The sequence below is a fragment of the Ochrobactrum sp. WV_118_8 genome, from assembly GCF_039631535.1.
In the GTDB taxonomy this organism is placed as follows: Bacteria; Pseudomonadota; Alphaproteobacteria; order Rhizobiales; family Rhizobiaceae; genus Brucella; species Brucella anthropi.
Window position 1 is genome coordinate 69,493 of sequence record NZ_JBDIUZ010000001.1, and the last position, 25,118, is coordinate 94,610.

The following is a 25,118-nucleotide window of genomic DNA, read 5'->3' on the forward strand; positions in this document are numbered from 1 at the left end:
GATCCATCGTTCTTCTCTCCTCTTCTAAACCGGCTCTTATATAGGCCTTACGATCCGATCAATCCAGATCGAATGTCGCAATGACTGGCACATGGTCCGATGGGCGGTCCCAACCGCGCGCATCGCGAAGGATTTGCAGACCCTGCATATACCCTTCAAGATCGGCAGAACCCCAGACGTGATCCAGCCTGCGGCCACGATCCGATTCGGCCCAATCCTTGGCGCGATAGCTCCACCAGGTGAAGATTTTCTGGTCCGCCGGAATAAGCTGTCGCATCAGGTCGCTCCAGCCACCCTTCACACGCAAATCTTCCAGCGTTTCGGTTTCGATCGGCGTATGGCTGACGATCTTGAGCAACTGCTTGTGCGACCAGACATCGTTTTCGAGCGGAGCAATGTTGAGATCACCAACGAGAACGGAAGAATGTCCGTCTTTCCGGTCGGCGACGATAGCGCGCATTTCTTCGAGAAAAGCGAGCTTATGCGCGAATTTCGGATTGATTACCGGGTCCGGCTGATCACCGCCCGCAGGAACGTAAAAGTTATGAATACGGAGCTTCTTACCGCCCGCCTCGACGACAGCGCTCAAATGGCGGCAATCGCCCATGTCGCAGAAACCGATCTTTTCCACGCCCGTCAGAGGACGCCGCGATATCGTAGCAACGCCGTGGTAGCCCTTCTGACCGCTGATCGCGATGTGCTCATAGCCAAGAGCCCGGAACCCTTTCGACGGAAACAGATTATCGGGGCACTTCGTTTCCTGAAGGCACAGAACATCCGGCTGATAATCGCGCAGAAACTGTTCGACCAGCGGCATACGCAGACGAACGGAATTGATGTTCCAGGTAGCAACGGAAAAGGCCATGAAGATAGGACTCGCAGCAACGAAAAAGATGCTGCGAACCTAATCATTTATCCGGCAAATGCAAACGGCTTGCCTATCACAAACTGACGATTACTGACCTTTGCGCTTCATTGCGATGCGCTGATAGTCGATCTTGAACATATCGTCGGTGAAACGCACGCCGCTGCGCACGTTGAAGATCATGACAGTGGTATCAAGCTTCTGGGCATCGGTGATGGTCCACTGCTTCAGCTCGTAGGATTTAGGGTCGAACATCATGGTGATTTTCGAATCGCCAAAGATCGACTTGTCGCCCAGGACCAGCGTGGTCATGTCCGGCTCCTGCTTCACATTCTGAAGACGGCCACCACCCAGATCAATCCGATCTGCCAGCAGAAGCTTCAAGGGCGTCTTCGAAAGCGGATAGAGATCCCAGGTATCAAGCTTGCGATTGTTGATGACGACCGATTCGCCATCCGAAATCACCCGGATTGGAGAATTATTGTAGTTGAAGCGAATCTTGCCCGGACGCTCGATATAGAAAGTGCCGCCCGTCTGTTCGCCCTTCGGGCCGAACTGTACGAACTCGCCGGTCATTGTACGCACCGATGAAAAATGATCGGCGATCTGCTGTGCCGCCGCACCGCCGCCTGCCCCCTGCGCCATCGCGGCGACGGGAGCGAGAACCAGCGACGTCATGCCAAGCCCAAGCGCTCCCATTCCCAGCACGGCGGCAAGGCGACCAGCTTTCGCGAAGGCGGAGAAACGGGAGAACATCATCGACAAACTTTCTCTTTTCATCATTCTGTTTAACTACGCCGCCAGTTGGGCGCGAGTATGGCCATCAGAAATCATCGTCGCCAGTGGGAACCAAAATTTCACGCTTGCCCGCATGGTTGGCCGGACCGACAATGCCCTCCTCTTCCATGCGTTCGATGATTGAGGCAGCCCGATTATAACCAATACCGAGACGGCGCTGGATGTAGGAAGTCGAAGCCTTCTTGTCACGCAGCACCACGGCCACGGCCTGATCGTAAGGATCGTCGGAATCTTCCAGATTGCCGGTTCCAGCCGGGCCGCCGCCTTCGTCGTCTTCTTCATCCTCGGTGATGGCATCGAGATATTCCGGCACACCCTGCAGCTTCAGATGCTGCACGATGCGTTCCACCTCGTCGTCGCCGACGAATGGTCCGTGCACGCGCTGGATGCGACCGCCGCCAGCCATGAAGAGCATATCACCCTGGCCGAGAAGCTGTTCGGCGCCCTGCTCACCCAGAATGGTGCGGCTGTCGATCTTCGACGTCACCTGGAAGGAAATACGGGTCGGGAAGTTCGCCTTGATAGTGCCGGTGATGACATCGACCGAAGGGCGCTGCGTCGCCATGATGACATGGATACCCGCCGCACGGGCCATCTGCGCCAGACGCTGCACTGCACCTTCGATATCCTTGCCGGCGACCATCATCAGATCCGCCATTTCGTCGATGATCACGACGATATATGGCATCGGCTCCAGATCGAGCTCCTCCGTCTCGTAAATCGCCTCGCCGGTATTGCGATCAAAGCCGGTCTGGACCGTACGTGCAATCGGCTCGCCCTTCTTCTGCGCAAGGCCGACGCGCTGGTTGAAGCCGTCAATATTGCGAACGCCGACCTTCGACATTTTGCGATAACGGTCTTCCATTTCGCGTACGGTCCATTTGAGCGCGACCACGGCTTTCTTGGGATCGGTTACGACAGGCGTCAGCAGATGCGGAATGCCGTCATAGACGGAGAGTTCCAGCATCTTCGGATCGATCATGATCAGGCGGCATTCCTGCGGTGTCATGCGATAAAGCAAGGACAGGATCATTGTGTTGATCGCCACCGACTTACCCGAACCGGTCGTACCGGCGACGAGAACGTGCGGCATCTTCGCGATATCGGCGATCACCGGCTCGCCATTGATGGTCTTGCCGAGCGCAAGCGCCAGTTTCGCCTTCGACTGTTCGAAGTCGCGACTTGCCAGCATCTCGCGCAAATAAACCATTTCACGCTTCGGATTCGGCAGTTCGATGCCAATGGCGTTACGGCCGGGAATGACGGCCACGCGTGCTGCAATCGCGCTCATCGAGCGGGCGATATCGTCGGCAAGACCGATGACGCGCGAGGACTTGATTCCCGGTGCGGGCTCCAGTTCGTAAAGTGTCACCACCGGACCAGGCTTCACATTGATGATTTCACCACGCACGCCGAAATCTTCCAGCACACCTTCCAACAGACGGGCGTTCTGTTCCAGCGCATCCTTGGAAAGCGCGGGATCGCGCTGGACGAGCTTCGGTTCGGCAAGGAAATGCAGCGATGGCATTTCAAACACGCCGTTGTCCTTGAGGAAGGACGGCTGCGCCTCGCGCTGGGCGCGGGCACCGGGTTTCGGCGACGGAGCGGCCTGTTCCACGCGAGCCTTTCGGCTACGCGGCGGCGGCGCATCGTGCCATTCCTGACCGGCGAGCGGCGCATCGTCATCCATATCGTCCATATCGAAAGGCGGTTCGTCATCGGCAGCCGCTGGCGCCCCGAAACCGGGTTCGCGGCGCGGCGCATTGCGTGTTTCGGCGTTGCGGCGCACAACGCGCATATCGTCGAAATCTTCCGCGCGCGGGCGACGACGGCCAAGCCCCGTCAGGCGCTTGAAGTTCGCGGTCGTGGTCAGTACCAGATGGGTGAGCGCGCCCATAAGCTGGAAACCACCACCGGCTGATGTTTCATCGTCCTCGTCATCTGCTGCGAAATCATCCTCCTCCGCGCCACGGCGGCCCGAGGGCTGTGCAGGATTGACGATCCCCACACCGCGCCCAATGATACCGCTGGCGAAAAGGCAGAGCCAGAAGGCCGGTACGGCGAGGATAAGCGCAATGCCTGAAGCGATCGCGCCTTGCGGGAAACTGCCAAGGAAAAGACCCGGGAACTTCAGGATCATGTCGCCGAAGACGCCACCGAGACCAATCGGCATCGGCCAGCTTTCCGGCACGGCGAAGCAACTGGCGATGGCTGCAAACAGGAGTGCAGCGCCGAGCCACGCGAAACTGCGCTTGGCTACGCGGCCAATGCCGCCGCGTGTCATCATCAGCAGCGACCAGACGGCGAGCGGAAGCAGAGCGGGAACACTCGCCAGACCGAAAAACTGCATGGCAATGTCAGAGAACACTGCGCCCGGATAACCCAGCGCATTCGTTACCGGATTGTCGGTCGCATGGCTGAAGCTCGGATCGGCAACATTCCAAGTCGCCAATGCGCCGACCGCCATGCCGGTGAGCGCCAGAAGCCCCAATCCGAACAGGATATAGAACTGCCTGCGGAAGAGATTGGCCAGTTTTAGCCTGTCTTCCGTAATCCGCTCGTCACGCAGCGGGTATGAGGGCGAATATCCTTGCCGCATATAGCCTGTCCCGAACCGAAAATATTTGCTGGCCCCTGAGCGGAAATGCTCCGGGCACATTGAATCGGTCCGATCCTAGTCGCGGGATGGTTAATTCCTCATTAACCATGCATCAGGCCACAGATAAATCCTGTCGACAAAATGAAAAAGGCGCGGTTTTCCGCGCCTTTTTCCTCTTGAGACAATCCCGCTCTATTGAACGGATTCGCCGTGCAAAGCGATGTCGAGGCCTTCGATCTCGGCCTGTTTGCTGGGGCGCAGGCCCATGACGGCCTTGACCACGTAAAGAATGATCGCGGTGGCGATCGCCGTATAGACAATCGTGATGGCAGCACCGAAGAACTGCTTGCCGATGGTTGCACCTTCGCTGGCCGGGTTGATCGCCGCATCGGCGAAGAGACCGGTCAGCACCGCACCGACGAAGCCGCCGACACCATGGACGCCGAACGCATCGAGCGAATCGTCATAACCGAGAGCATGCTTGATCTTTACGGCCGCCACATAGCAAACCGCACCAGCCACGATGCCGATGATGAGCGCACCCATGGGGTTGACGAAACCGGCGGCAGGCGTAACGGCAACAAGGCCGGCAACGGCGCCTGAAATGATACCGAGCACGCTCGGCTTGCCTGCAATCGCCCATTCCACAAACATCCAGGCCAGAGCCGCACCAGCAGTCGCAACCTGCGTATTGAGCATGGCGACGCCAGCAAGTGCATTGGCACCGACAGCGGACCCGGCATTGAAGCCGAACCAGCCAACCCACAGAAGGGCAGCACCAATGACCGACAGCACGAGATTGTGCGGCGCCATATTGGTGTGGCCGTAACCATCGCGCTTGCCGATGATGAGAGCCGCAACCAGACCGGCCACACCGGCATTGATATGGACGACCGTGCCGCCAGCAAAATCAAGCACGCCATCCGACGCCATGAAGCCGCCGCCCCAGACCCAATGCGCGACCGGGATATAGACGATGAACAGCCAGAGGGTCAGGAAGACAAGCATGGAGGAAAACTTCATGCGTTCGGCAAACGAACCGGCGATAAGTGCGGGCGTGATCACCGCAAAAGTCATCTGGAAGGTGATGAACACATATTCGGGGATCGTTCCCGTCAGCGATTCCATCGTGACGCCGGAGAAAAAGGCCTTGGAAAGACCGCCAATATAAGAGTTGAGCGATCCACCATCGGTAAAGGCCAGCGAATAGCCTGCAACCATCCACAGAATGGACATGAGACAAGTAATGGCGAAGCTCTGCATCACCGTGGAGAGCACGTTCTTCTTGCGCACCATGCCGCCATAGAACAGAGCGAGACCCGGTATAGTCATCATCAACACAAGCGCGGTTGAAGTCAGCATCCACGCCGTATCGCCCGTATCGAGGGTTGGTGTCGGTGCGGCGTCCTGTGCCAATGCCGTCCCGGCCATGGCGACGAGCGCAGGCAGGGTAGCCAGAAGGGCCGTTTGCTTGTTTCTTCCTGTTATGAGCATCGAATTTCTCCGTCGAAGGGCGGCTTCAAACGCGGCTGCGCTGGAAAGACCGGTTCAAACAGAGAGAAACAAAAATCGTGCCAGTTGGCCCTGGCTGGCAAATTAACTGCAAATTTTCTGATATTCGGTGCGCCGGATGCGGAAATTCCGGGCCATGGAAGAGGTGGTGCCGCTACGATTTCGAATCGAATGACGCCGTAAGTGATTCATTCGATTCGGTTTTTGCACCACGAGCATTCTACTAATCAGCAGCGAAATGCCTTATTTTTAATCGACTGATTGATGTGCGATTAAAAAATAATCAATTCTTTTTGTCATGGACGCGGATCAACCCTTCCTGCGCGACCGATGCGATCAGCACGCCATCGCGTGTATAAAGCGCACCCCGGTTGAAACCGCGCGCGCCGGAGGCGCTGGGGGTGTCCTGCGTATAGAGCAACCAGTCATCCAGCCTGCATGGACGATGAAACCACATGGCATGATCGAGGCTTGCAACCTGCAGATCACGGTCGAAAATGGTGCGGCCATGCGGATGCAGGGACGTATCGAGCAGCGTCATATCGGAGAGATAGGCGAGAATGGCGGCCTGCAATGCCCGGTCATCCGGCACGATACCGCGCGCTCTGACCCAGACATGCTGGACAGGCTCAAGCTTCTCGCGCGAGAAATAATGGGTCAGCGAGACAGGCTTGATTTCGATAGGTCGCTCCCGCTCCCAGTATTTGCGCACATTGGGCGGCGCCATATGGAGATATTGCTCCTTGATGTCGCGATCGCCGACAAGCTGCTCAGGCATCGGTAGTCCTTCCGGCATGGGAAGCTGGTGATCGAGCCCACCCTCATCCACCTGAAACGAAGCCGAAAGGGAAAAAATGGCCTTGCCATGCTGCTTTGCCAGAACGCGCCGTGTGCTGAAGCTCGATCCGTCGCGGATGCGGTCCACCTCATAGACAATCGGGATCGCTGGATCGCCGGGCCGCACGAAATAGGCATGCAGGGAGTGGACATGTCGCTCGGGCTCAACCGTGCGCTGCGCTGCGATCAGCGCCTGCCCGATCACCTGCCCGCCGAAAACCCGCTGCCAGCCGACCTGTGGACTGTTGCCGCGGAACAGATCCACCTCAAGAGTTTCCAGATCGAGGATGGAAAGAAGCTCACGCATTGCGTCAGTTTGAGCCTCAGCGGACTTTTCTTGATCGGTCATGGACAGCCTGTCTCCTGCAACCATATATATGCTTTGGGTTCTTGTTTGAGCCGGAGCATTGGAACCTGTCAAGAACCGTGCGGGAGAAGCTGTATCGGCAGAGGCCCGGATACCTCGCTTCGGCAGTTCGCGTTCCGACATGCACCGCGGCAAAATATCGGGTTTCTTGGACAACGATATATGCCAAAACACCGCTAGAGCGGTTCCAGTCAAACCAGAATCGTGGAACCGCACTATCTCTTTGTTTCTAAGCATTTGCCTGGCGCAAAACCGCTTCGCACTTTTGCTGGAAATGCTATCGTGAGATAGATTCTCGAAAGGAAATGACTATGGCCGCCCGGAAGAAGCAGGAAGCAGCACGCAGTAACGATGTGGTGATTGCAGGCGGCGGCTATGTCGGGCTCGTCACGGCAGTTGCGATCAAATCGGCGGCACCGCATCTTTCTGTCACCGTGATCGACGGTGCACCGGCTGGTGCCTGGAAGAACGACCCGCGCGCTTCCTCGATTGCCGCGGCTGCATCACGTATGCTTGACCAGCTCGGCTGCTGGCAGGAAATCCTTCCCGAAGCCCAGCCCATCACGGAAATGGTCATCACCGATTCGCGCACTTCCGATCCGGTGCGCCCGGTTTTTCTCACTTTCGAAGGTGAAGTCGAACCCGGCGAACCTTTTGCCCATATGGTGGAAAACCGTGTCCTTAACACCGCCCTCCATAATAAGGCCGAAGCGCTCGGAATTGTCTTCCTTGAAGCCACCAGTGTTGAGAATTTCAACACTCTCCCTGAAGGAGTAACCGTCACCCTCTCCAATGGGGATACGCTTGAAACGCGCCTGCTGATCGCCGCAGATGGTGCGCGCTCCCGCCTGCGTGATCTTGCTGGCATCAAGACCGTCAACTGGGATTACGGCCAGTCCGGCATCGTGTGCAATGTCGCCCATGAACTGCCGCATGGCGGCCGGGCTGATGAGCATTTTCTTCCAGCCGGTCCATTTGCGATCCTTCCGTTGAAGGGTAATCGCAGCTCACTGGTCTGGACCGAGCGCACATCGGATGCCGAACGCCTCATTCGCGAAGACGACTTCGTATTCGAGGCTGAACTGGAACAGCGCTTCGGGCATCGTCTCGGCGTCCTGCATGTCGAAGGCCCGCGCCGCGCCTTCCCGCTCGGCCTGACGCTGGCACGTGAATTCGTGAAGCCACGTTTCGTGCTGGTGGGCGATGCGGCGCACCGTATCCATCCCATTGCCGGTCAGGGCCTCAATCTTGGCTTCCGGGATGCCGCCGCAATTGCCGAAGTCGTGGTCGAAACGGATCGCCTCGGCCTCGACATCGGTTCATTTGCCGCTCTGGAGCGTTATCAGTCCTGGCGTCGCTTCGATACCGTGCAGATGGGTGTGACGACGGACATCCTGACCAAGCTTTTCTCCAACGACAACCCGGCCATCCGCTCTATCCGCGATATTGGTCTGGGGCTCGTAGACCGGGTACCGGCGTTGAAATCCTTCTTCATCAAGCAGGCCGCCGGTCTTTCAGGCGATACGCCGCGCTTGCTGAAGGGACAGGCTATCTGAATTCTCGCCAAGTTCTGGTTGATTGCTGGAAGCCGTGGTCAAGCGCCCTATATCGGTAGCGGAAATCCCAACCGAGAGGAGAGCTTCCCATGGACAGAAAAGCAACCGCCGTCTGGCAAGGCACGCTGAAGGAAGGCAAAGGCACCCTCAACACGCAAAGCGGTGCACTGAAAGACCTGCCTTACGATTTCAAAGCTCGTTTTCAGGACGAAAGCGGTCGCTCCGGCACCAATCCGGAAGAACTTCTGGGTGCTGCTCACGCAGGCTGCTTTGCCATGCAGCTTTCCGCACTCCTGACGGAACACGGAACACCACCGGAAAAGCTGGAAGCAACTGCGGCAGTCACTGTCGGCCCCGCAGCTGGCGGTGGCTTTGAGATCAGCCGCAGCGCGCTCACGCTCAATGCCTCTATTCCCGGCATTTCGGTCGAGGATTTCGAAGCGCTCGCCAACAAGGCCAAGCAGTCCTGCCCTCTCTCGAAAGCACTGGGCGCCATTGAAGTTACGCTGGACGCAAAGCTGGTCTGAAAAATTCCAAGACGCGGAAATGATGAGCGGGCGCAAGCCCGCTTTTCTATTCGGGCAGGTGGCAAACAGCCTCGATATTATGCCCATCCGGGTCCGTCACGAAAGCAGCGTAGTAATCAGGATGGTAATCGGCACGCAAGCCGGGTTTGCCGTTGTCGGCCCCCCCGGCAGCAATTGCCGCTTCATAAAAGCGGTCAACCTCGGAGCGGGTTCCAGCCGAAAAAGCCACATGAAGCACGCCATCGAGCTTCGCGCCCTTCTGCTTGCCGATCCAGAATTCCGGCTTGCCATTGCGGCCATACCCTACCCAGTCGCCGAACTCCATGGCGCGGCTTATGCCAAGGGGGGCGAGTGCCGCATCATAGAATGCTCGCGACTTGGACATGCTGGAAATGTTGAAACCAATATGATCGAGCATGATTGCCCTGTCTCCGATGGATCTATTCTCCAATGAGATATCGGCGCAGCTACAAAGATCAAGCCTTCTGCGATGGCAACCAGAGCTCTGATCAAGAAAAAGGGGAAGGTTTGCACCTTCCCCCTTCTCAAATTCCAGATCAGTCACGCTACTAGACGCGGCGTTCGACCATCATCTTCTTGATATCGGCACAAGAGACGTGGAGGCCACAGGCCGACAGAGACCGCGGATAAAAGCGATTGCCGCGATTACACGCGGCGCTCGACCATCATCTTCTTGATTTCGGCAATCGCCTTGGCAGGGTTCAAGCCCTTCGGGCAGGTCTGCGCACAATTCATGATCGTGTGGCAGCGATAGAGCCGGAACGGGTCTTCGAGATTGTCGAGGCGTTCGCCCTTGGCTTCGTCGCGGCTATCGATCAGCCAGCGATAAGCTTGCAGCAGCACGGCAGGACCGAGATATCGGTCGCCGTTCCACCAGTAGCTCGGGCACGAGGTCGAGCAGCAGGCGCACAGAATGCACTCGTAGAGACCGTCGAGCTTCTGACGGTCCTCATGGCTCTGCAGCCATTCCTTCTGCGGCTCCGGCGAAACCGTCTTGAGCCATGGCTCGATGGAACGATGCTGGGCGTAGAAATTGGTGAGGTCCGGCACAAGATCCTTCACCACCGGCATATGCGGCAGCGGGTAAACCTTGATGGCACCCTTGATGTCGTCCATGCCCTTGGTGCAGGCAAGCGTGTTTGCGCCGTCGATATTCATGGCGCAGGAACCGCAAATGCCTTCACGGCACGAACGGCGCAGCGTCAGGGTCGGGTCGATCTTGTTCTTGATATAGAGCAGACCGTCCAGAACCATCGGACCGCAATCGTCGCGATCGACATAATAGGTGTCGATGCTCGGATTGGCGTCGTCGTCCGGCGACCAGCGATAGATACGGAATTCGGTAACCCGTTTCGCACCGTCGGGGCGCGGCCAGGTCTTGCCCTCTTGCGGGCGCGAATTCTTGGGAAGTGCGAGTTCAACCATTGCTCTTTCCCTTGATTAGTAAACGCGCTTCTTCGGCGCAATCTTGGCGAGGCTGATGCCGCCTTCCTCTTCCGTCGTCAACGGATCGAGGTGGACAGGACGGTAGTCAAGCTTGACCTTGCCATCCGGCGACAGCCAGGACAGGGTGTGCTTGCGCCACACGGCATCGTTGCGATCCGGGAAATCCTCATGCGCATGGGCACCGCGGCTTTCCTGGCGCGCTTCGGCGGAAACAACCGTCGTCAGCGCATTCGCCATCAGGTTTTCCAGCTCGAGCGTTTCGACGAGATCGGAGTTCCAGATCATCGAACGGTCGGTAACCTTGATGTCCGGCAGTTCATGCCAGAGCTTTTCCATGCGCTCTACGCCTTGCTTGAGCGATTCCGACGTACGGAACACAGCAGCATCTTCCTGCATGGTACGCTGCATCTTCTCGCGCAGTTCTGCGGTCGGCTGGGAGCCGTTGGCAAAACGCAGACGATCGAAGCGCTCCATGATCTTGTCGCAGGCGGTAACGTCGAGGTCCGGAATCTTCGACTTGCGATCAATGACCTGCCCGGCGCGGATTGCAGCCGCACGACCGAACACCACAAGGTCGATCAGCGAGTTGGAGCCGAGACGGTTTGCGCCGTGCACCGAAGCGCAGCCCGCTTCGCCGACAGCCATCAGGCCCGGCTGTACGCGGTCTGGATCAGCCTCGGTCGGGTTCAACACTTCGCCCCAGTAATTGGTCGGAATGCCACCCATATTGTAGTGAACCGTCGGGAGAACCGGGATCGGTTCCTTGGTCACATCGACGCCTGCGAAAATCTTGGCCGATTCCGAAATACCCGGCAGGCGTTCATGCAGAACAGCCGGATCGAGATGGTCAAGATGCAGGAAGATGTGATCCTTGGCCTTGCCGACGCCACGGCCAGCACGGATTTCCATGGTCATGCAGCGCGAGACAACATCACGCGAGGCAAGATCCTTGGCCGAAGGAGCATAACGCTCCATGAAGCGCTCGCCTTCGGAATTGACCAGATAACCGCCTTCGCCGCGCGCGCCTTCAGTAATCAGGCAGCCAGCGCCATAGATGCCAGTTGGATGGAACTGTACGAATTCCATGTCCTGCAGTGGCAGGCCGGCACGTGCAACCATGCCGCCACCATCGCCGGTGCAGGTATGAGCAGAGGTTGCCGAGAAATAGGCACGGCCATAACCGCCCGTCGCCAGAACCACCATCTTGGCCGAGAAGCGATGGATCGTGCCGTCATCAAGGTTCCACGCCACGACGCCGGTGCAGACACCGTCGGTCATGATGAGATCGAGCGCGAAATATTCGATGAAGAACTGCGCGTTGTTCTTGAGCGACTGGCCGTAGAGCGTATGCAGGATCGCGTGGCCGGTACGGTCGGCAGCAGCACAGGTGCGCTGGACCGGAGGACCATCGCCAAAATTCTGCATGTGACCGCCGAACGGGCGCTGATAGATCTTGCCTTCTTCCGTACGCGAGAAAGGCACACCGTAGTGTTCCAGTTCGTAGACGGCGGCAGGCGCTTCACGCGCCAGATATTCCATCGCATCGGTGTCGCCGAGCCAGTCCGATCCCTTGACGGTATCGTACATGTGCCACTGCCAGCTGTCCGGGCCCATATTCTTGAGCGAAGCGGCGATGCCACCCTGCGCTGCGACCGTATGCGAACGGGTCGGGAAAACCTTGGTGATGCAAGCCGTCTTCAGGCCTTGCTCGGCCATGCCGAGCGTTGCGCGTAAGCCCGCGCCGCCAGCTCCGACCACCACCACGTCGAACTTGTGATCGACATAGGTATATTTGCTTGCCACGGCAGCATCGGCCGCGTTGTTTACTGCACTAGCCATCGGGCTATCAACCTCCGAAGCTCAGCTTGAGAATCGCAAAAATGCAGGCAAAGCCGACCACCGCTGTAAAGAAGGTGTTCAACATCACCAGCACGACCTTCATGCCTTCGCCATGCACATAATCTTCGATAATGACCTGCATACCCAGGCGCATGTGATAAACGCCAGTCAGAACGAACAGCGCCATCACGATTGCCGTGAAGGGATGCGACAGGGCAGCCCGGACTTCCGCATAGCTTGCGCCATTGAGCGAAATGACCAGACCGATGAAAAACATGACCAGCGGCACAAGAGCGGCGGCACTCAAGCGCTGATACCAGAAATGACCGGTGCCTTCCTTGGCTGATCCCAGACCCCGAACCTTGCCGAGCGGGGTGCGCATATCATTGTTCATACCGTTCATGAAACCAGCTCCCCTTAGCGCACCGAATAGGCAACGACCCAGACGAGGATCGTGGCGATGACGGAGAAAACGACGGTCGCCCAGGCGATCTTCGAAGCTGTGTGCTTTTCAAGACCAGCGCCCGTATCCCAGATCAGGTGACGAACGCCACCGGCCAGATGGTGCAGAAGCGCCCAGGTATAGCCGAACAGGATCAGGCGACCGATCCAGGACGAGAACAATGCGTTGACGAAATTGAAGCACTCTTCGCTGACCGCAGCCGAAATCAGCCAGGCTGCCAGCAACAGGGTGCCGAAGTAAAGTGCGCCGCCCGTGATGCGATGGACGATGGACATCGTCATCGTAATGACCGGCTTGTAGATGGACAGGTGCGGCGACAAAGGACGCTGGCGCGTTACAGTCGGTTGTGTCATGGCTCTGTAGGCTTCCCTGACGTTTCTCTCCGGCCACACCCCGCTGACGAAGATCAGCGAAGCAGCCAGGTTGCGGGTTCTCCCGAACCCCAGTTCGACGTCGTCCAAAGCACAGGGAACCGGACTTTACGATCCCGCGCCGGTACGACCCAATAAAATATGGCTGGACCGTGGCGTACGGCCCTATGTGGCGCTTTCTACTGCGCTTTTACCATCACGTCAAAGAAGCTTTTTCACGAAAAGACTAACAATTGGTCGCACCTGGGCGACACATTCGCGTGATTGCGGCATTCAAACGATTGAAGACCACAATCGGCAAAAACATGTGTAATTTCATCAACTTTTGGGAAATCGATCAACTGCCGAATCGAATCACGTAGCTCGACCAGTCCGCAGCCGTAGCAATCTGTTCATAGAGCTTGCGCCCGTCTTCCGGCACGCGCGGCGCATTAAGCACCAGCTTGGACCAGCTGCGCTCTTCCGCCTTGTCGGCAAGCACGTCGATCAGCGCCTTGGCTATGCCCTTTCCGCGATGATCGTGATGCACATAAATATGGTCCACCTGCCCTGCACGCAGACCCGTCACGGGTTCGGGCAAATCGTAGAAGATCACGAAGCCGACCAGATTTCCGTCGACCCTGGCCCCCAGAGTTTCAGCGGCGCGATCCTGAAGCAGGTGTTCGGCATAAAAATCATCGGGGCGGCGTGGAGCGCCGCGCTTCAGCGCCTGCGCATAGCTTGCCAGCAGCGGCGCGAATTCATGGGCATCACGCAGATGGAGGAGCGCAATATCGACGGCATGATCTTTGGTCATTGGACGTTCCTTGGCGTTTCCAGCTCTTCCGCCTGCGACCTGCGAAGCAGTGGCGCACGAGAAGACCGGTTCGATTTTAGCCAGCACGGATGACAAAGGTAAAGAAAGAGTTAAGATAGTCCTCATTCTCTTTGGGATCATGCACGATGAGGCTCGATCAACGATGGCAAACTGCAAACGGCTGATACTTGGTCTGGTTGTCGTCGGCGCCCTTGCGCTGACCGGTCCCGCGCTTGCCGAAGAAGCGATGCGCTCCGTCGATGCGTCGGGAAACCTTGTCGTCCAGATGCCGGATAATGGCGCCAAGATCATCCGGGTCGGCGCGGCGCAGAAGCCAGTTTTGCCTTCGCCGCAACGCATGAAGGTGATTACCGCGCCGCGGGATCACACGGTTGCCTATATCGTCGCCAAGCCCAACAGCAATTGCGAGAGCGCAGTCGTGCTGCACGGACGCTCTTTCATGTATGGGATCGACCGCGGGGAAACGCCGGTCCTCGACCATGCAGGCTGCGGCTATCAATAGGATTCGTTCAACGCCCGGCCTTTGAGCGGAATTCCACCACGTTTTCGTCCACCAATATCGGCAGAGCGCTGCGGACGCAGTTGCGCCCTCCCTTCTTCGCTTCATAAAGCGCCCCGTCGGCCCGCTTGTAGAGATCGGAAAACACATCGTCGAATTCCATTTCCGCGATACCGAAGCTCACGGTGAATTCAATCCCGCCGTTCCTGCCCGGAATATGGATATCGCGACAGACAAGCCGGGTCTTGTCCGCAAATCTCCATGCGGACTGGATCGTATTGCCCGGTAGAATGATCGCGAATTCCTCGCCGCCAATACGCGCGGTAATCCCACCCTTGGCATTGGCTGCCTTGCGCAATTCGGCGGAGAAAGCGGCGATGACGCGATCTCCCAGCGCATGACCATGTGTATCGTTGATTGCCTTGAAGTGGTCGATGTCGCACAGAACAAGCGACAGAGCCTGCCGCATGCGTTTCGACTTTTCAATTGCAGCCTCGGCGCGAAACTCAAAACCGCGCCGGTTGAGCAACGTCGATAGCTGGTCCGTTTCCGAGCGGATCAGCATATTGGCGATCAGCTCCCGCATCAGGCTCAAGAGCAGAAGCAGCCCGCCTGCGACGGAAAGAGCAGCACCGATTGACTGCGAGAACATTGCATAGGTCGTATCGATATAATCAGCCGGTTCAGCACCCGCGCCTCCCGACAGCACGGCGATGACCGGCTTGAACAGGAAGTGGACGGCGCTGATACCAAACAGTATCGCCATCAAGGTATCGATACCGTTGCGTTCCACCCGCAGGATCAGCCACACTGCCAGAAGGAGTACGAGGAAATAGGGCGCCTGATAAAGCAGCATGCCGATCATCTGGCTGCGGGCAATGTCATATATGCTGTAGACCGCGGCGAGAGATGCAATGGTCAGCAGACCGAGCGCAATCCACGGCACCGGTCGGGCATACATCCGCGCCAGACCGACGACCAGACAGGACAATGTCAGGTAATAGGTCGAAAAGGCGAGCATATAGCCGAGGCGGGGATTGGGAATGGAAGGCATGGCAAGCTCTGTCAGGAAATAGAGCATTGCGAAAATAAAGCCGAAGGAGAAGACAGGCGCGGCCGCATTATCCCGCGCATAAACGGCAATGCCGAGAAATGCGAAAGCAAACAGACCGGAAACGGTCATGTTGATCAGGAGGATAAAGTCGGCTCCATTCATCGATGCTCTTCCCCGTGCTGGCTGTCAAAGGCTCCCAGACGCCAGCCACCCCATTCCTCCTTACAATCAAAGCGTGAAAAAGCTGCTAATATACAGCCAAAGAAAAACCGCCGGGATGAACCGGCGGTTTGATCTTTCCAGAAGCGCTTCAAAAACGCTTCGTCAGGTGTGAAACCTCAGTTCCACTCGCGAATGTCGACGAAATGTCCAGCAATTGCCGCAGCGGCAGCCATGGCTGGCGACACGAGATGGGTGCGGCCCTTGAAACCCTGGCGGCCTTCGAAGTTACGGTTCGAGGTCGAAGCGCAACGTTCGCCCGGCTTCAGGCGGTCGTCGTTCATGGCCAGACACATGGAGCAACCCGGCTCGCGCCAGTCAAAGCCGGCTTCGATGAAGATCTTGTCGAGGCCTTCAGCTTCCGCCTGTTCCTTCACGAGACCCGAGCCCGGCACGATCATGGCGTTGACGCCAGCCGCAACCTTCTTGCCAGCGGCCATGCGCGCTGCGTCGCGCAGATCCTCGATACGGCCGTTGGTGCAGGAACCGATGAAGACGCGGTCGATCTTGATGTCGGTCATCTTGGTGCCCGGCTTCAGACCCATATAGTCCAGAGCACGCCACTTGGATGCACGCTTGGTTTCGTCCTTGATATCGTCGGGATTCGGCACGATGTCCGTGACGAAGACCACGTCTTCCGGTGAGGAACCCCAGGAAACGACCGGCGAAATCTTAGCGGCATCCAGTTCGACGATCTTGTCGAAATGTGCACCCTCATCCGAATGCAGCGTCTTCCAGTACGAAATCGCCTGTTCCAGCGCTTCGCCCTTCGGCGCGCGTGGCTTGTCCTGCACATAGGCAAAGGTCGTTTCATCCGGCGCGATCAGACCAGCGCGCGCACCGCCTTCAATCGACATGTTGCAGACCGTCATGCGGCCTTCCATCGACAGCGAGCGAATAGCGCTACCGGCATATTCGATCACATAACCGGTGCCGCCCGCAGTGCCGATTTCGCCGATGATGGCAAGCGTGATGTCCTTGGCGGTGACGCCGGGAGCCAGTTCGCCCTCGACACGCACCAGCATGTTCTTGGCTTTCTTCTGGATCAGCGTCTGGGTAGCCAGAACGTGTTCCACCTCGGAGGTGCCGATACCATGCGCGAGCGAACCGAAAGCGCCATGCGTGGAGGTGTGGCTATCGCCGCAGACGATGGTCATGCCCGGCAGGGTGAAGCCCTGCTCCGGTCCGACGATGTGCACAACACCCTGACGGCGATCACGCTCGGAATAATATTCAACGTTGAAATCCGCAGCATTCTTGGCCAGAGCCTCGACCTGAATGCGGCTTTCCTCGTTCTTGATACCGTTGATGCGGTCTGGCGAGGTCGGAACATTGTGATCGACCACGGCCAGCGTCTTTTCAGGATGACGCACCTTGCGGCCAGCCATGCGCAGGCCTTCAAAAGCCTGCGGACTCGTCACTTCGTGCACAAGATGGCGATCAATATAAAGGAGGCAGGTTCCGTCTTCCTGCTGATCCACTACATGGTCGTCCCAGATCTTGTCGTAAAGTGTACGCGGCGCGCTCATTGCGAGAGGTCCTTTGAATAGTTCTTAACTTTGGCTGTCATATGCACCCGCCATCACGGTTCGTCAAGAAACTGAAACCGCAACAGGGTGTCGCAGTAACAATCTTGCGAGATATGGGCGGAATTATGCAATATGTTACGCAGCCCGTCGCATTTGGCAAATAAAAAAGGCGACCCGAGGCCGCCTTTTTCAAACAGATTGCTGTGAAGCTTATTCAGCAGCAGCCTTGGCGGCTTCGGCCTTGGCAGCGGCAGCCTTGTCGGCTTCGCGCTCGGCCTTGGTACGGTTGTCTTTCTTTTCAGCAATACGGGCAGCCTTACCGGTAAGGCCACGCAGGTAGTAAAGCTTCGCGCGACGAACCTTGCCGCGGCGAACGAGTTCAACGCCTTCGACGATCGGCGAGTAAACCGGGAATACGCGCTCTACGCCTTCGCCGTACGAAATCTTGCGAACGGTGAAGTTTTCGTTGAGGCCAGCGCCGGAACGGGCAATGCAGACGCCTTCATAGGCCTGCACGCGGGTACGCGTACCTTCGGTAACGCGAACCTGAACGCGAACCGTATCGCCCGGCTGGAAATCTGGAAGCTTGCGCTTTTCTTCGATCTTTGCTGCCTGTTCGGCTTCAAGCTGACGAATGATATCGGTCATCGTCTCTCTCCTTCTTGAATTCTTCTCAAACAGTCAGAGCGCTCTGCACTTGCCGCCAAGCAATCCTTGGCCCTGCGGCTATGCCCTCAATTTCAGGCAGGAGCGGTACACCATTTATTGGTTTAGGACGTTTCGGGCTTTGCCCGAACGAGATATTACAATGTCGGTACTAGCCCGAACTCGCGCGGCAATACACCATTGCCGCCAATGAATCAATATCAGGACAAGAAAATCGCCTCAGATACGGCCCAGATGCGTGTCCTTGAAACCGGTTCCATATTTGAGACCGAAGCCAAGCGCGCGGTCGACGCCGATATGCACGGCCCAGATCAGTGCCATAGCGATGCAGATCTGCCAGTTCATCGCCCAGCCCAGAACTGCGAGAAGCACAACGCCGATCCAGCTATGGGCGATATTATAGACCACCGCGCCGGTGCGCGGCCCCTTCATATAGCCGAAGAAAGACAGATCGGGCGCCAGAATGAGCAGGGCGAAAAGCCACCAGCTTGCACCGCTGACCCAATAGGCTCCCAGCGCCAGCAGCGCGAGGGAAAGACTTTCGAGCCGCTGGATCAGGTTCATTTGCGTTTGCCCTCGCTATAGGCTTCCCAAAGATCGGGACGCCGTTCCTTCGTGATCCGTTCGGCCTGCTCATGCCGCCATTTATCGATTGCGCCATGATTGCCAGAGGTCAGGATTTCGGGAATGGGCCTATCTTCCCAAACCTGCGGACGGGTATAATGCGGATGTTCGAGCAAGCCGGTCTCAAAACTTTCGGTCTCTCCGGATTCGCGATTGCCCATCACGCCCGGCAAAAGCCGCACGATTGCATCAAGCAAAACGATTGCCGCGGTTTCTCCACCCGACAGGATGTAATCGCCGATCGATACTTCCTCGAGATTGCGCGCCTCGATGACGCGCTCGTCCACACCCTCGAAACGACCACAAAGAATGATCGCGCCCGGTCCGTCGGCCAGTTCGCGCACGCGCTTCTGCGTTAGCGGCTTTCCGCGCGGGCTCATCAGCAGCGTCGGACGGCGGCCGTCGGCAACCGAATCCAGCGCGCGGGCGATCACATCCGGCTTCATCACCATGCCAGCGCCACCACCGGATGGCGTGTCATCGACCATACGATGCTTGCCTTCCGCAAAATCGCGAATCTGCACCGCATCGAGCTGCCATTTGGCCTCGCTGAGTGCCTTACCTGCAAGCGAAGTGCCAAGGGGGCCGGGAAACATTTCCGGATAAAGCGTCAGCACCGATGCATGAAAGAAGCCGGGCTCATCATCGACCCTTGAAACGTCGGTCATGACTTCTTCGGCTTTTTCTTTTCGTTCTGCGGGCGTTCATCCTCATCGTCGGCGATCAGTCCGGCGGCATAGGGCTCGACCAGCAGCGTGCCCTTGTCCAGATCGATTTCCGGTACGGCTGCCTCCGTGAAAGGAATAAGCATCGGGCGCTTGCCCTTTTCGCTGAGCTCGATGAGGTCGCCGCCACCGAAATCGAACAGGGCGCTCACCACGCCATAGGTCTTGCCTTCGGCATCCACCGCCAGCAAGCCGATCAGGTCGGTCTGGAAGAACTCATCTTCGTCCAGTTCGTCGTCCGGCAGCTGCGAACGATCAATGAAAAGTTCGGTCCCGTTCAGCGCTTCGGCGGCATTACGATCATTGATGCCCTTGAAGCGCACGACCACAACCGTCTTTGCAGGACGAGCTTCCAGAATCTCGTAACTCTTGCCCTGTTCGTCATAGAGCAGGCCGTATTCGGCAATTGCCAGCGGGTCGCCGGTAAAGGTCTTTACTCTCACTTCGCCACGCGTGCCATGGGCGGCACCAATGACGGCAAGCTGGATCGGGTTTTCTGGACGCGGCATTGCCAACCTTGTTTCTGCTGCTCGAATAGAACTATTTTTCGTTCAATAACCCTTTCGTCAGCGCAATTCACCTCAATTCGTAAGAATAGTGCTTTTCGTCCCACGAACAACCAGCCGGTAACCTATCGCTGGCAGACTGTCCGTCCATCCAGAATGAACGACCGGCTTGATTATGACAACGAACAGCGAATTTCTGATCCCTGCCCGCGCCGACCTCGCAGCGGCGCGTGAAGAATGGTTGAAGACGCTGAAGGATGCGCGCCGCCTGTCGGAAAACACACTCGAAGCCTATGAGCGCGACACACGTCAGTTCCTCAATTTTCTGACTGGGCATCTGGGCGAACCGCCATCGCTGAAAGATGTTGGCAATCTACGGATCGCCGACCTGCGTTCGTTTCTGGCCAGCCGTCGCAATGAAGGCGTCGGTGCCCGCACGCTGGGCCGCGGGCTTGCCGGTGTGCGCTCGCTTTTACGCCATCTGGAAAAACGCGGCCTGGCCAATGCGGCAGGCGCAAGCGCCATGCGTGCGCCGCGCCAGCCGAAATCACTGCCGAAACCATTGACCGCCGAAGACGCCCGGCGCGTGGTTGCAGCCGATGGGCAAATGGCGGAGGAGCCATGGATTGCCGCGCGCAACGCAGCCGTCCTGACCTTGCTCTACGGTTGCGGCCTGCGCATTTCGGAAGCGCTCGGCCTGATGGGTGATGCACTGTCTGACAGCACTGCCCGTTCGATCACCATTACGGGCAAGGGCAGCAAAGCGCGCCTCATCCCGCTTCTGCCCATCGTGCATCGCGCCATTGCACAATATCGAACGCTTTGTCCGTTCGACCTTTCCGCCGACAAACCGCTTTTTCGAGGCGCCAAGGGTGGTGTGCTGCATGCTGCGATCATCCAGCGCGAAATGCAGAAACTGCGTGCTGGTCTCGGCCTGCCCGACAGCGCGACGCCGCATGCGCTGCGCCATTCCTTCGCCACCCATCTTCTGGGGCGAGGCGGTGATCTCAGGACCATCCAGGAGCTGCTTGGCCATGCAAGCCTCTCGACCACACAGGTCTATACCGGCGTGGATACCGAGCGACTGCTGGAAGTCTATGACAAGGCACATCCGCGCGCTTGAGAAGTCGCTGGCATCGGCAAAAACCGCCCCTATATTACTCTCATGAAAAAGCTGCTTCTCGTTCTTCTCTATGCCTGTCTGGCAGGCACGGTCTCGGCTCGCGCCGACGATGCACCTGCCGCTTGCGCCGTGCACGGCATCAATCTCATTGACGGGTTGGAGGCAAAAGACCCGGCAAGTTGGCAGGAAATACAACGCGAAGCCGATGCTGTACCCAATCGCAAAGGGCTTCTTTGGAAAATCGATAAAGACGGCGTCGAACCGTCCTATCTCTTTGGCACGATCCATCTTTCCGATCCGCGTGTTTTGACATTGCCGAAAGCTGCCGACGAGGCCTATCGGTCAGCAAGCACTGTCGTCATCGAAACGACGGATATTCTGGACCCGAAGGCTTTCCTGCGTCTCAAGCTCGAACAGCCCGACCTGCTGCTCTTCACTGATGGCAGCACCTTGAAGTCGCATATTCCGCCCGAGCGGCGGGAGGAGATCGAACAGAAGCTTGCAGAACGCGGTATCGTTCTCGACGCGGTTGCAAAAATGAAGCCGTGGGTGCTGACCAGCCTGCTCGCACTTCCAAAATGCGAGAGGGAGCGCAAAAACGATGGCGAGAAATCGCTTGATGAAAGGCTGGCTCTCGACGCACAGGCCGAGGGCCGCAATGTTTTGGGCCTGGAAAGTGCAGCAGAACAACTGGTCGCGATGAACCGGATGCCGCTCGACTTCCATCTCCGCAATCTGGTGGCTACCGTCGACTATGGCGACAAGGTCGAGGATGCCATGGAGACCACGACCGCGCTCTACCTCAAGGGCGAGATTGGCATGATCATGCCGTCGCTCCGAAAGATCGTTCCCGACAGTCTTTCCGAAGCAGACTATGAACTATTTCTAAAATATCTCATTTCCGACCGCAATCAGGTCATGACGGATCGTGCCGTTCCGATCATCGACAAGGGAAATGCCTTTATTGCCGTCGGCGCCCTGCATCTGCCGGGCAAGGACGGAATAATTGAACTGTTACGCGCAAAAGGCTATCGGGTGAGCCCACTATAAAACCTCTAAGCTAGAATATTGCTAGTCGGCTTTCAGATCGGTGATGCTGTTTTCAATGGCCGTTATATTGAGCTCGAGTTCGGCAATCTGTCTCAGTATCGATTTTCCCGGAAGCGCCTCTTCCCGTGCCGCTTCGTCGAGAAGCTTGAACTGTTCATCGCGCAGAAGCGAAGAGAGCTTTTCGAAGCGCTCAATGGTTTTCAGGTTCTCTTTCGACGGCATTATGTCATTCCTCAAATTTCGGCGTGGTTTACGATCGCTCTCAACGACCCGACCTCATCAATGATTTACAGTGATAAAGCCAAGATGGCCAGTTGATCGACCATAGTCCCTATTACCGGATCGCTTCCGTGATTGAATATACATATCAATGTGCAGTTTCGCTTGGGTTAATAGAATCCTCGCCGAATTGCATTGTATAGCTATTAATTCATAGCTCCTCTTATATTAGATTTCTTGGAACTAAGCGCTCTTTCTCGCATTGATATACACCGGGTTTGTTATCGCAACGCATGACAACACACATTTGAGGCGGTCGGAGCACAGATTGGCTCATGTATGACCGCAAATGCCCGGCCAACCGTCATTTCCCAAACGTCGCTTCGATGACGAAAGGGACCATTGGAGGAGCCCGTTATGGTTGATCCCCTTGATCCACGAAATAGCGACCCGCGCACAACTTCCGATCCGCGCCTGTCAGACCCTTCCGGAATGCCGCCACCTCCGCCCCCGCGCGGCGGAAGTGGCTATCTGCTTGGTGCGGTGCTTCTGGCAGCGATCATTATCCTCGCTTACTTCTTCTACCGGAATGGCAGTGGAACGGATACTGCGGCTCCACCTCCCCCGCCGCCGACGACACAGAGTGAGCCTGCCACACCGGCTCCAGCCCCACCGGCACAAAATTAAGCATTAACGAAAAAGGCCCGCATCAGCGGGCCTTTTTATAATCATATGGTTGCAGCCAATTACATATGGATCGGCTTGGCAAAGGTCGCCAATGCGGATTCGCGCACAGCTTCCGACATGGTCGGGTGAGCATGGCAGGTGCGTGCCAGATCTTCCGACGAGCCGCCAAACTCCATCAGAACAGCCAGTTCGTGGATCATTTCACCGGCATTATAGCCGAGGATATGAGCGCCCAGAACGCGGTCCGTTGCCTTGTCGGCGAGGATTTTCACGAAGCCGTCGGTGTGCTGCATGGCGCGTGCACGACCATTGGCCGTGAACGGGAACTTGCCAACCTTGTAGTCGATACCGGCAGCTTTCAGCTCTTCTTCGGTCTTGCCGACCGAAGCGACTTCCGGCTGCGTGTAGACGACGCTCGGAATGACATCGAAATTCACGTGACCGGCCTGACCGGCAATGATTTCGGCAACCGCAATGCCTTCGTCTTCGGCCTTGTGCGCCAGCATCGGACCCTGCACCACGTCGCCGATGGCATAGATGCCTTCGACATTGGTGCGCCAATGGTCGTCGATTGCAACACGGCCGCGATCATCGACATTCACGCCCGCTTCCTGAAGGCCAAGACCATCCGTGTAAGGACGACGGCCGGTCGCGATCAAAACTGCATCAGCTTCAAGCGTTTCAGCCGCGCCACCCTTCACCGGTTCGAAGGTCACCTTCGCGCCCCCGGAATTGGCCTTGCCGGCTTTCTCGACGCCTGTAACCTTGGCGCCGAGCTTGAAGGCAATGCCCTGCTTTTCGAGCAGGCGCTGGAACTGCTTCGACACTTCGCCATCCATGGGCCCGAGCACCTTGTCGAGATACTCGACGACCGTGACCTTCGCACCAAGACGCGCCCAGACGGAACCAAGCTCCAGACCGATCACGCCGCCGCCGACAACGATCAGGCTGCCCGGAACCTTGTCGAAGGAAAGCGCGCCAGTCGAGGAAACGATGACCTTCTCGTCAATATCGACCTTGACGCCCGGAATGCCCGCAACATCGGAACCGGTGGCAATGATGATGTTCTTTGCTTCGATTTCCTCGACCTTGCCGTCTTCAGCGGTCACGGAAACCTTGCCCTTGCCAACGATCTTGCCAGTGCCGATGAAGGCCGTGATCTTGTTCTTCTTGAACAGGAATTCAACGCCCGTGACATTGGCCTTTACGGTCGTGTCCTTGTGCGCCAGCATCTTTCCCAGATTGAGCTTCGGCGTCACTTCCACGCCGAGCGTGTCGAAGGAGTGACCGGCTTCAGCGAAAACTTCCGACGCATGCAGAAGCGCCTTGGAGGGAATGCAGCCGATATTCAGGCAGGTGCCACCGAAGGTCTTGCGCTTCTCCACAACAGCAACGGAAAGACCAAGCTGTGCAGCCTTGATCGCGGCGACATAACCGCCAGGGCCCGTACCGATGACAACCACATCGTATGACATTGAACTATCCTTCTTCAGTCTGTCCTGAACGTTTTTCGAACGCCCCGTTCATCCGGGCCCGTTCTCTCATTCGAAATTATTCACATGCAACCGGTGCCTACAGGGTGCCGGTTATTCCTCGTCTGGTGAACATCCCTGAAAGCGGAATGCTTCCCACTGAAGCGGCTTTTCAGGTTTCGCCGCTCCAAAATCATAACCATCAAGCGCCGTCACCAGATCAGGCAGCAGGATTGCCTGCGCCGCCGGTTCTTCCGCCTTGGGCAGGACATCGGCTTCCGCGCCTTCCTTCAGCGAATAGATGACGCTTTGCCAGATGCTGCAATCATCGAGATCTTCCGGGTTGGAACCGTCACCCTTGCAATTGAAGGTCAGCAACGCATAGGGACGCGCCACACCTTCTTCCGGCCAGATCACCATGCCGCTCAGCTTGAACTCGGGCTTATCATTGGCCGTGATGGTGAATTCATTCGTCGGTGCCGGTGACATTTTCAGGTCGTTCGGCTGCTCCGGACGGAAGGTCAGCGTATAGGCATCGTCGCGATCACGATAAATCGCCCGGTTCTGGGTGCAGGCCGCCTGAACCGCGGTCGAGAACACGGTGAGCGCAAGCACCGAAACGGCGGCAGTTCTGAAAAGCTTGTTTGCAGCGTGCATCTGTCGGTTCTCCCTGAATGTTCCGGTTGAGTGTTTCCGGCAGCGAATCGAGGTTCAGTAAAACTGAACC

The 25,118-nt window shown here is 57.4% G+C and carries 26 protein-coding genes; 6 read left to right on the plus strand and 20 right to left on the minus strand.

The genetic code is table 11. The features are described from left to right. Nucleotides 1–58: 58 nt before the first annotated feature. The 5 genes from ABDF71_RS00370 to tesB form a co-directional block, all read right to left on the minus strand. A complete protein-coding gene (locus ABDF71_RS00370; RefSeq protein WP_500060774.1) occupies nucleotides 59–865 on the minus strand; it encodes an exodeoxyribonuclease III in 807 nt (268 codons plus the stop codon). Nucleotides 866–955: 90 nt separating this feature from the next. Then, a complete protein-coding gene (locus ABDF71_RS00375) occupies nucleotides 956–1,624 on the minus strand; it encodes an outer membrane lipoprotein carrier protein LolA (protein ID WP_029375810.1) in 669 nt (222 codons plus the stop codon). Nucleotides 1,625–1,688: 64 nt separating this feature from the next. Next, a complete protein-coding gene (locus ABDF71_RS00380) occupies nucleotides 1,689–4,262 on the minus strand; it encodes a DNA translocase FtsK (RefSeq protein WP_151663726.1) in 2,574 nt (857 codons plus the stop codon). A gap of 192 nt (nucleotides 4,263–4,454) precedes the next feature. Next, nucleotides 4,455–5,756, minus strand: coding sequence for an ammonium transporter (locus tag ABDF71_RS00385; RefSeq protein WP_010657567.1), 1,302 nt, complete (start codon nucleotides 5,754–5,756; stop codon nucleotides 4,455–4,457). A 301-nt stretch (nucleotides 5,757–6,057) separates the two neighbouring features. After that, nucleotides 6,058–6,960 (minus strand): acyl-CoA thioesterase II, encoded by a 903-nt coding sequence (tesB, locus tag ABDF71_RS00390; protein WP_010657568.1) that lies wholly within the window; start codon nucleotides 6,958–6,960, stop codon nucleotides 6,058–6,060. Between the two features lie 329 nt (nucleotides 6,961–7,289). Here tesB and ABDF71_RS00395 point away from each other — a divergent pair, with 329 nt between their 5' ends. After that, a complete protein-coding gene (locus ABDF71_RS00395) occupies nucleotides 7,290–8,534 on the plus strand; it encodes a ubiquinone biosynthesis hydroxylase (RefSeq protein WP_151616160.1) in 1,245 nt (414 codons plus the stop codon). Nucleotides 8,535–8,623: 89 nt separating this feature from the next. After that, nucleotides 8,624–9,061: an OsmC family protein gene (locus ABDF71_RS00400; RefSeq protein WP_010657570.1), complete on the plus strand. Its 438-nt coding sequence runs from the start codon at nucleotides 8,624–8,626 to the stop codon at nucleotides 9,059–9,061. Between the two features lie 46 nt (nucleotides 9,062–9,107). Here ABDF71_RS00400 and ABDF71_RS00405 read toward each other — a convergent pair whose 3' ends face one another. The 6 genes from ABDF71_RS00405 to ABDF71_RS00430 all read right to left on the minus strand — a co-directional run bounded on the left by ABDF71_RS00405 (nucleotide 9,108) and on the right by ABDF71_RS00430 (nucleotide 13,997). Next, nucleotides 9,108–9,479, minus strand: a complete 372-nt coding sequence (locus ABDF71_RS00405; protein ID WP_010657571.1) for a VOC family protein — start codon at nucleotides 9,477–9,479, stop codon at nucleotides 9,108–9,110. Nucleotides 9,480–9,727: 248 nt separating this feature from the next. Beyond that, a complete protein-coding gene (locus ABDF71_RS00410) occupies nucleotides 9,728–10,507 on the minus strand; it encodes a succinate dehydrogenase iron-sulfur subunit (protein ID WP_010657572.1) in 780 nt (259 codons plus the stop codon). Nucleotides 10,508–10,522: 15 nt separating this feature from the next. Continuing rightward, the gene (sdhA, locus tag ABDF71_RS00415) at nucleotides 10,523–12,367 is read right to left on the minus strand and encodes a succinate dehydrogenase flavoprotein subunit (protein WP_012091143.1); all 1,845 of its coding nucleotides are present in this window, start codon (nucleotides 12,365–12,367) and stop codon (nucleotides 10,523–10,525) included. 7 nt (nucleotides 12,368–12,374) lie between these two features. After that, a complete protein-coding gene (gene sdhD, locus ABDF71_RS00420) occupies nucleotides 12,375–12,770 on the minus strand; it encodes a succinate dehydrogenase, hydrophobic membrane anchor protein (protein WP_010657574.1) in 396 nt (131 codons plus the stop codon). Between the two features lie 14 nt (nucleotides 12,771–12,784). Further along, nucleotides 12,785–13,183, minus strand: a complete 399-nt coding sequence (gene sdhC, locus ABDF71_RS00425) for a succinate dehydrogenase, cytochrome b556 subunit (RefSeq protein WP_010657575.1) — start codon at nucleotides 13,181–13,183, stop codon at nucleotides 12,785–12,787. Nucleotides 13,184–13,538: 355 nt separating this feature from the next. Continuing rightward, nucleotides 13,539–13,997, minus strand: a complete 459-nt coding sequence (locus tag ABDF71_RS00430) for a GNAT family N-acetyltransferase (RefSeq protein WP_010657576.1) — start codon at nucleotides 13,995–13,997, stop codon at nucleotides 13,539–13,541. A 163-nt stretch (nucleotides 13,998–14,160) separates the two neighbouring features. On the opposite strand from ABDF71_RS00430, the gene ABDF71_RS00435 reads away from it, so the two are divergent. Continuing rightward, nucleotides 14,161–14,520, plus strand: a complete 360-nt coding sequence (locus ABDF71_RS00435; protein WP_151616159.1) for a hypothetical protein — start codon at nucleotides 14,161–14,163, stop codon at nucleotides 14,518–14,520. Nucleotides 14,521–14,527: 7 nt separating this feature from the next. On the opposite strand, the gene ABDF71_RS00440 is transcribed toward ABDF71_RS00435, so the two are convergent. The 6 genes from ABDF71_RS00440 to rimM all read right to left on the minus strand — a co-directional run bounded on the left by ABDF71_RS00440 (nucleotide 14,528) and on the right by rimM (nucleotide 19,843). After that, entirely contained in the window at nucleotides 14,528–15,733 is a 1,206-nt protein-coding gene (locus ABDF71_RS00440) for a GGDEF domain-containing protein (RefSeq protein ID WP_500060781.1), read from the minus strand. A 176-nt stretch (nucleotides 15,734–15,909) separates the two neighbouring features. Next, complete coding sequence (gene leuC, locus ABDF71_RS00445; RefSeq protein ID WP_029929676.1) at nucleotides 15,910–17,319, minus strand: 3-isopropylmalate dehydratase large subunit; 1,410 nt, start codon at nucleotides 17,317–17,319, stop codon at nucleotides 15,910–15,912. 210 nt (nucleotides 17,320–17,529) lie between these two features. After that, nucleotides 17,530–17,967, minus strand: coding sequence for a 50S ribosomal protein L19 (rplS, locus tag ABDF71_RS00450; RefSeq protein ID WP_006467977.1), 438 nt, complete (start codon nucleotides 17,965–17,967; stop codon nucleotides 17,530–17,532). Nucleotides 17,968–18,204: 237 nt separating this feature from the next. Further along, on the minus strand, nucleotides 18,205–18,549 hold the full coding sequence (locus ABDF71_RS00455) for a DUF4260 domain-containing protein (protein WP_012091140.1): 345 nt from the start codon (nucleotides 18,547–18,549) through the stop codon (nucleotides 18,205–18,207). Beyond that, nucleotides 18,546–19,277: a tRNA (guanosine(37)-N1)-methyltransferase TrmD gene (trmD, locus tag ABDF71_RS00460; RefSeq protein ID WP_029929674.1), complete on the minus strand. Its 732-nt coding sequence runs from the start codon at nucleotides 19,275–19,277 to the stop codon at nucleotides 18,546–18,548. Before trmD ends, ABDF71_RS00455 begins: the two co-directional genes overlap by 4 nt. Then, a complete protein-coding gene (gene rimM / locus ABDF71_RS00465; protein WP_151616157.1) occupies nucleotides 19,274–19,843 on the minus strand; it encodes a ribosome maturation factor RimM in 570 nt (189 codons plus the stop codon). Before rimM ends, trmD begins: the two co-directional genes overlap by 4 nt. Before the next feature lie 172 nt (nucleotides 19,844–20,015). On the opposite strand from rimM, the gene ABDF71_RS00470 reads away from it, so the two are divergent. Together ABDF71_RS00470 and ABDF71_RS00475 are read left to right on the plus strand one after the other, a co-directional pair. Continuing rightward, a complete protein-coding gene (locus tag ABDF71_RS00470; protein ID WP_151616156.1) occupies nucleotides 20,016–20,963 on the plus strand; it encodes a tyrosine recombinase XerC in 948 nt (315 codons plus the stop codon). 42 nt (nucleotides 20,964–21,005) lie between these two features. Further along, nucleotides 21,006–22,013, plus strand: coding sequence for a TraB/GumN family protein (locus tag ABDF71_RS00475; protein ID WP_151616155.1), 1,008 nt, complete (start codon nucleotides 21,006–21,008; stop codon nucleotides 22,011–22,013). Between the two features lie 21 nt (nucleotides 22,014–22,034). On the opposite strand, the gene ABDF71_RS00480 is transcribed toward ABDF71_RS00475, so the two are convergent. After that, entirely contained in the window at nucleotides 22,035–22,235 is a 201-nt protein-coding gene (locus ABDF71_RS00480) for a hypothetical protein (protein WP_010657585.1), read from the minus strand. 414 nt (nucleotides 22,236–22,649) lie between these two features. On the opposite strand from ABDF71_RS00480, the gene ABDF71_RS00485 reads away from it, so the two are divergent. Beyond that, nucleotides 22,650–22,919: a hypothetical protein gene (locus ABDF71_RS00485; RefSeq protein ID WP_010657586.1), complete on the plus strand. Its 270-nt coding sequence runs from the start codon at nucleotides 22,650–22,652 to the stop codon at nucleotides 22,917–22,919. Between the two features lie 59 nt (nucleotides 22,920–22,978). On the opposite strand, the gene lpdA is transcribed toward ABDF71_RS00485, so the two are convergent. Beyond that, the gene (gene lpdA / locus ABDF71_RS00490) at nucleotides 22,979–24,394 is read right to left on the minus strand and encodes a dihydrolipoyl dehydrogenase (protein WP_012091134.1); all 1,416 of its coding nucleotides are present in this window, start codon (nucleotides 24,392–24,394) and stop codon (nucleotides 22,979–22,981) included. 111 nt (nucleotides 24,395–24,505) lie between these two features. Beyond that, nucleotides 24,506–25,048, minus strand: coding sequence for a hypothetical protein (locus ABDF71_RS00495; RefSeq protein WP_151616154.1), 543 nt, complete (start codon nucleotides 25,046–25,048; stop codon nucleotides 24,506–24,508). Nucleotides 25,049–25,118: the final 70 nt, after the last annotated feature.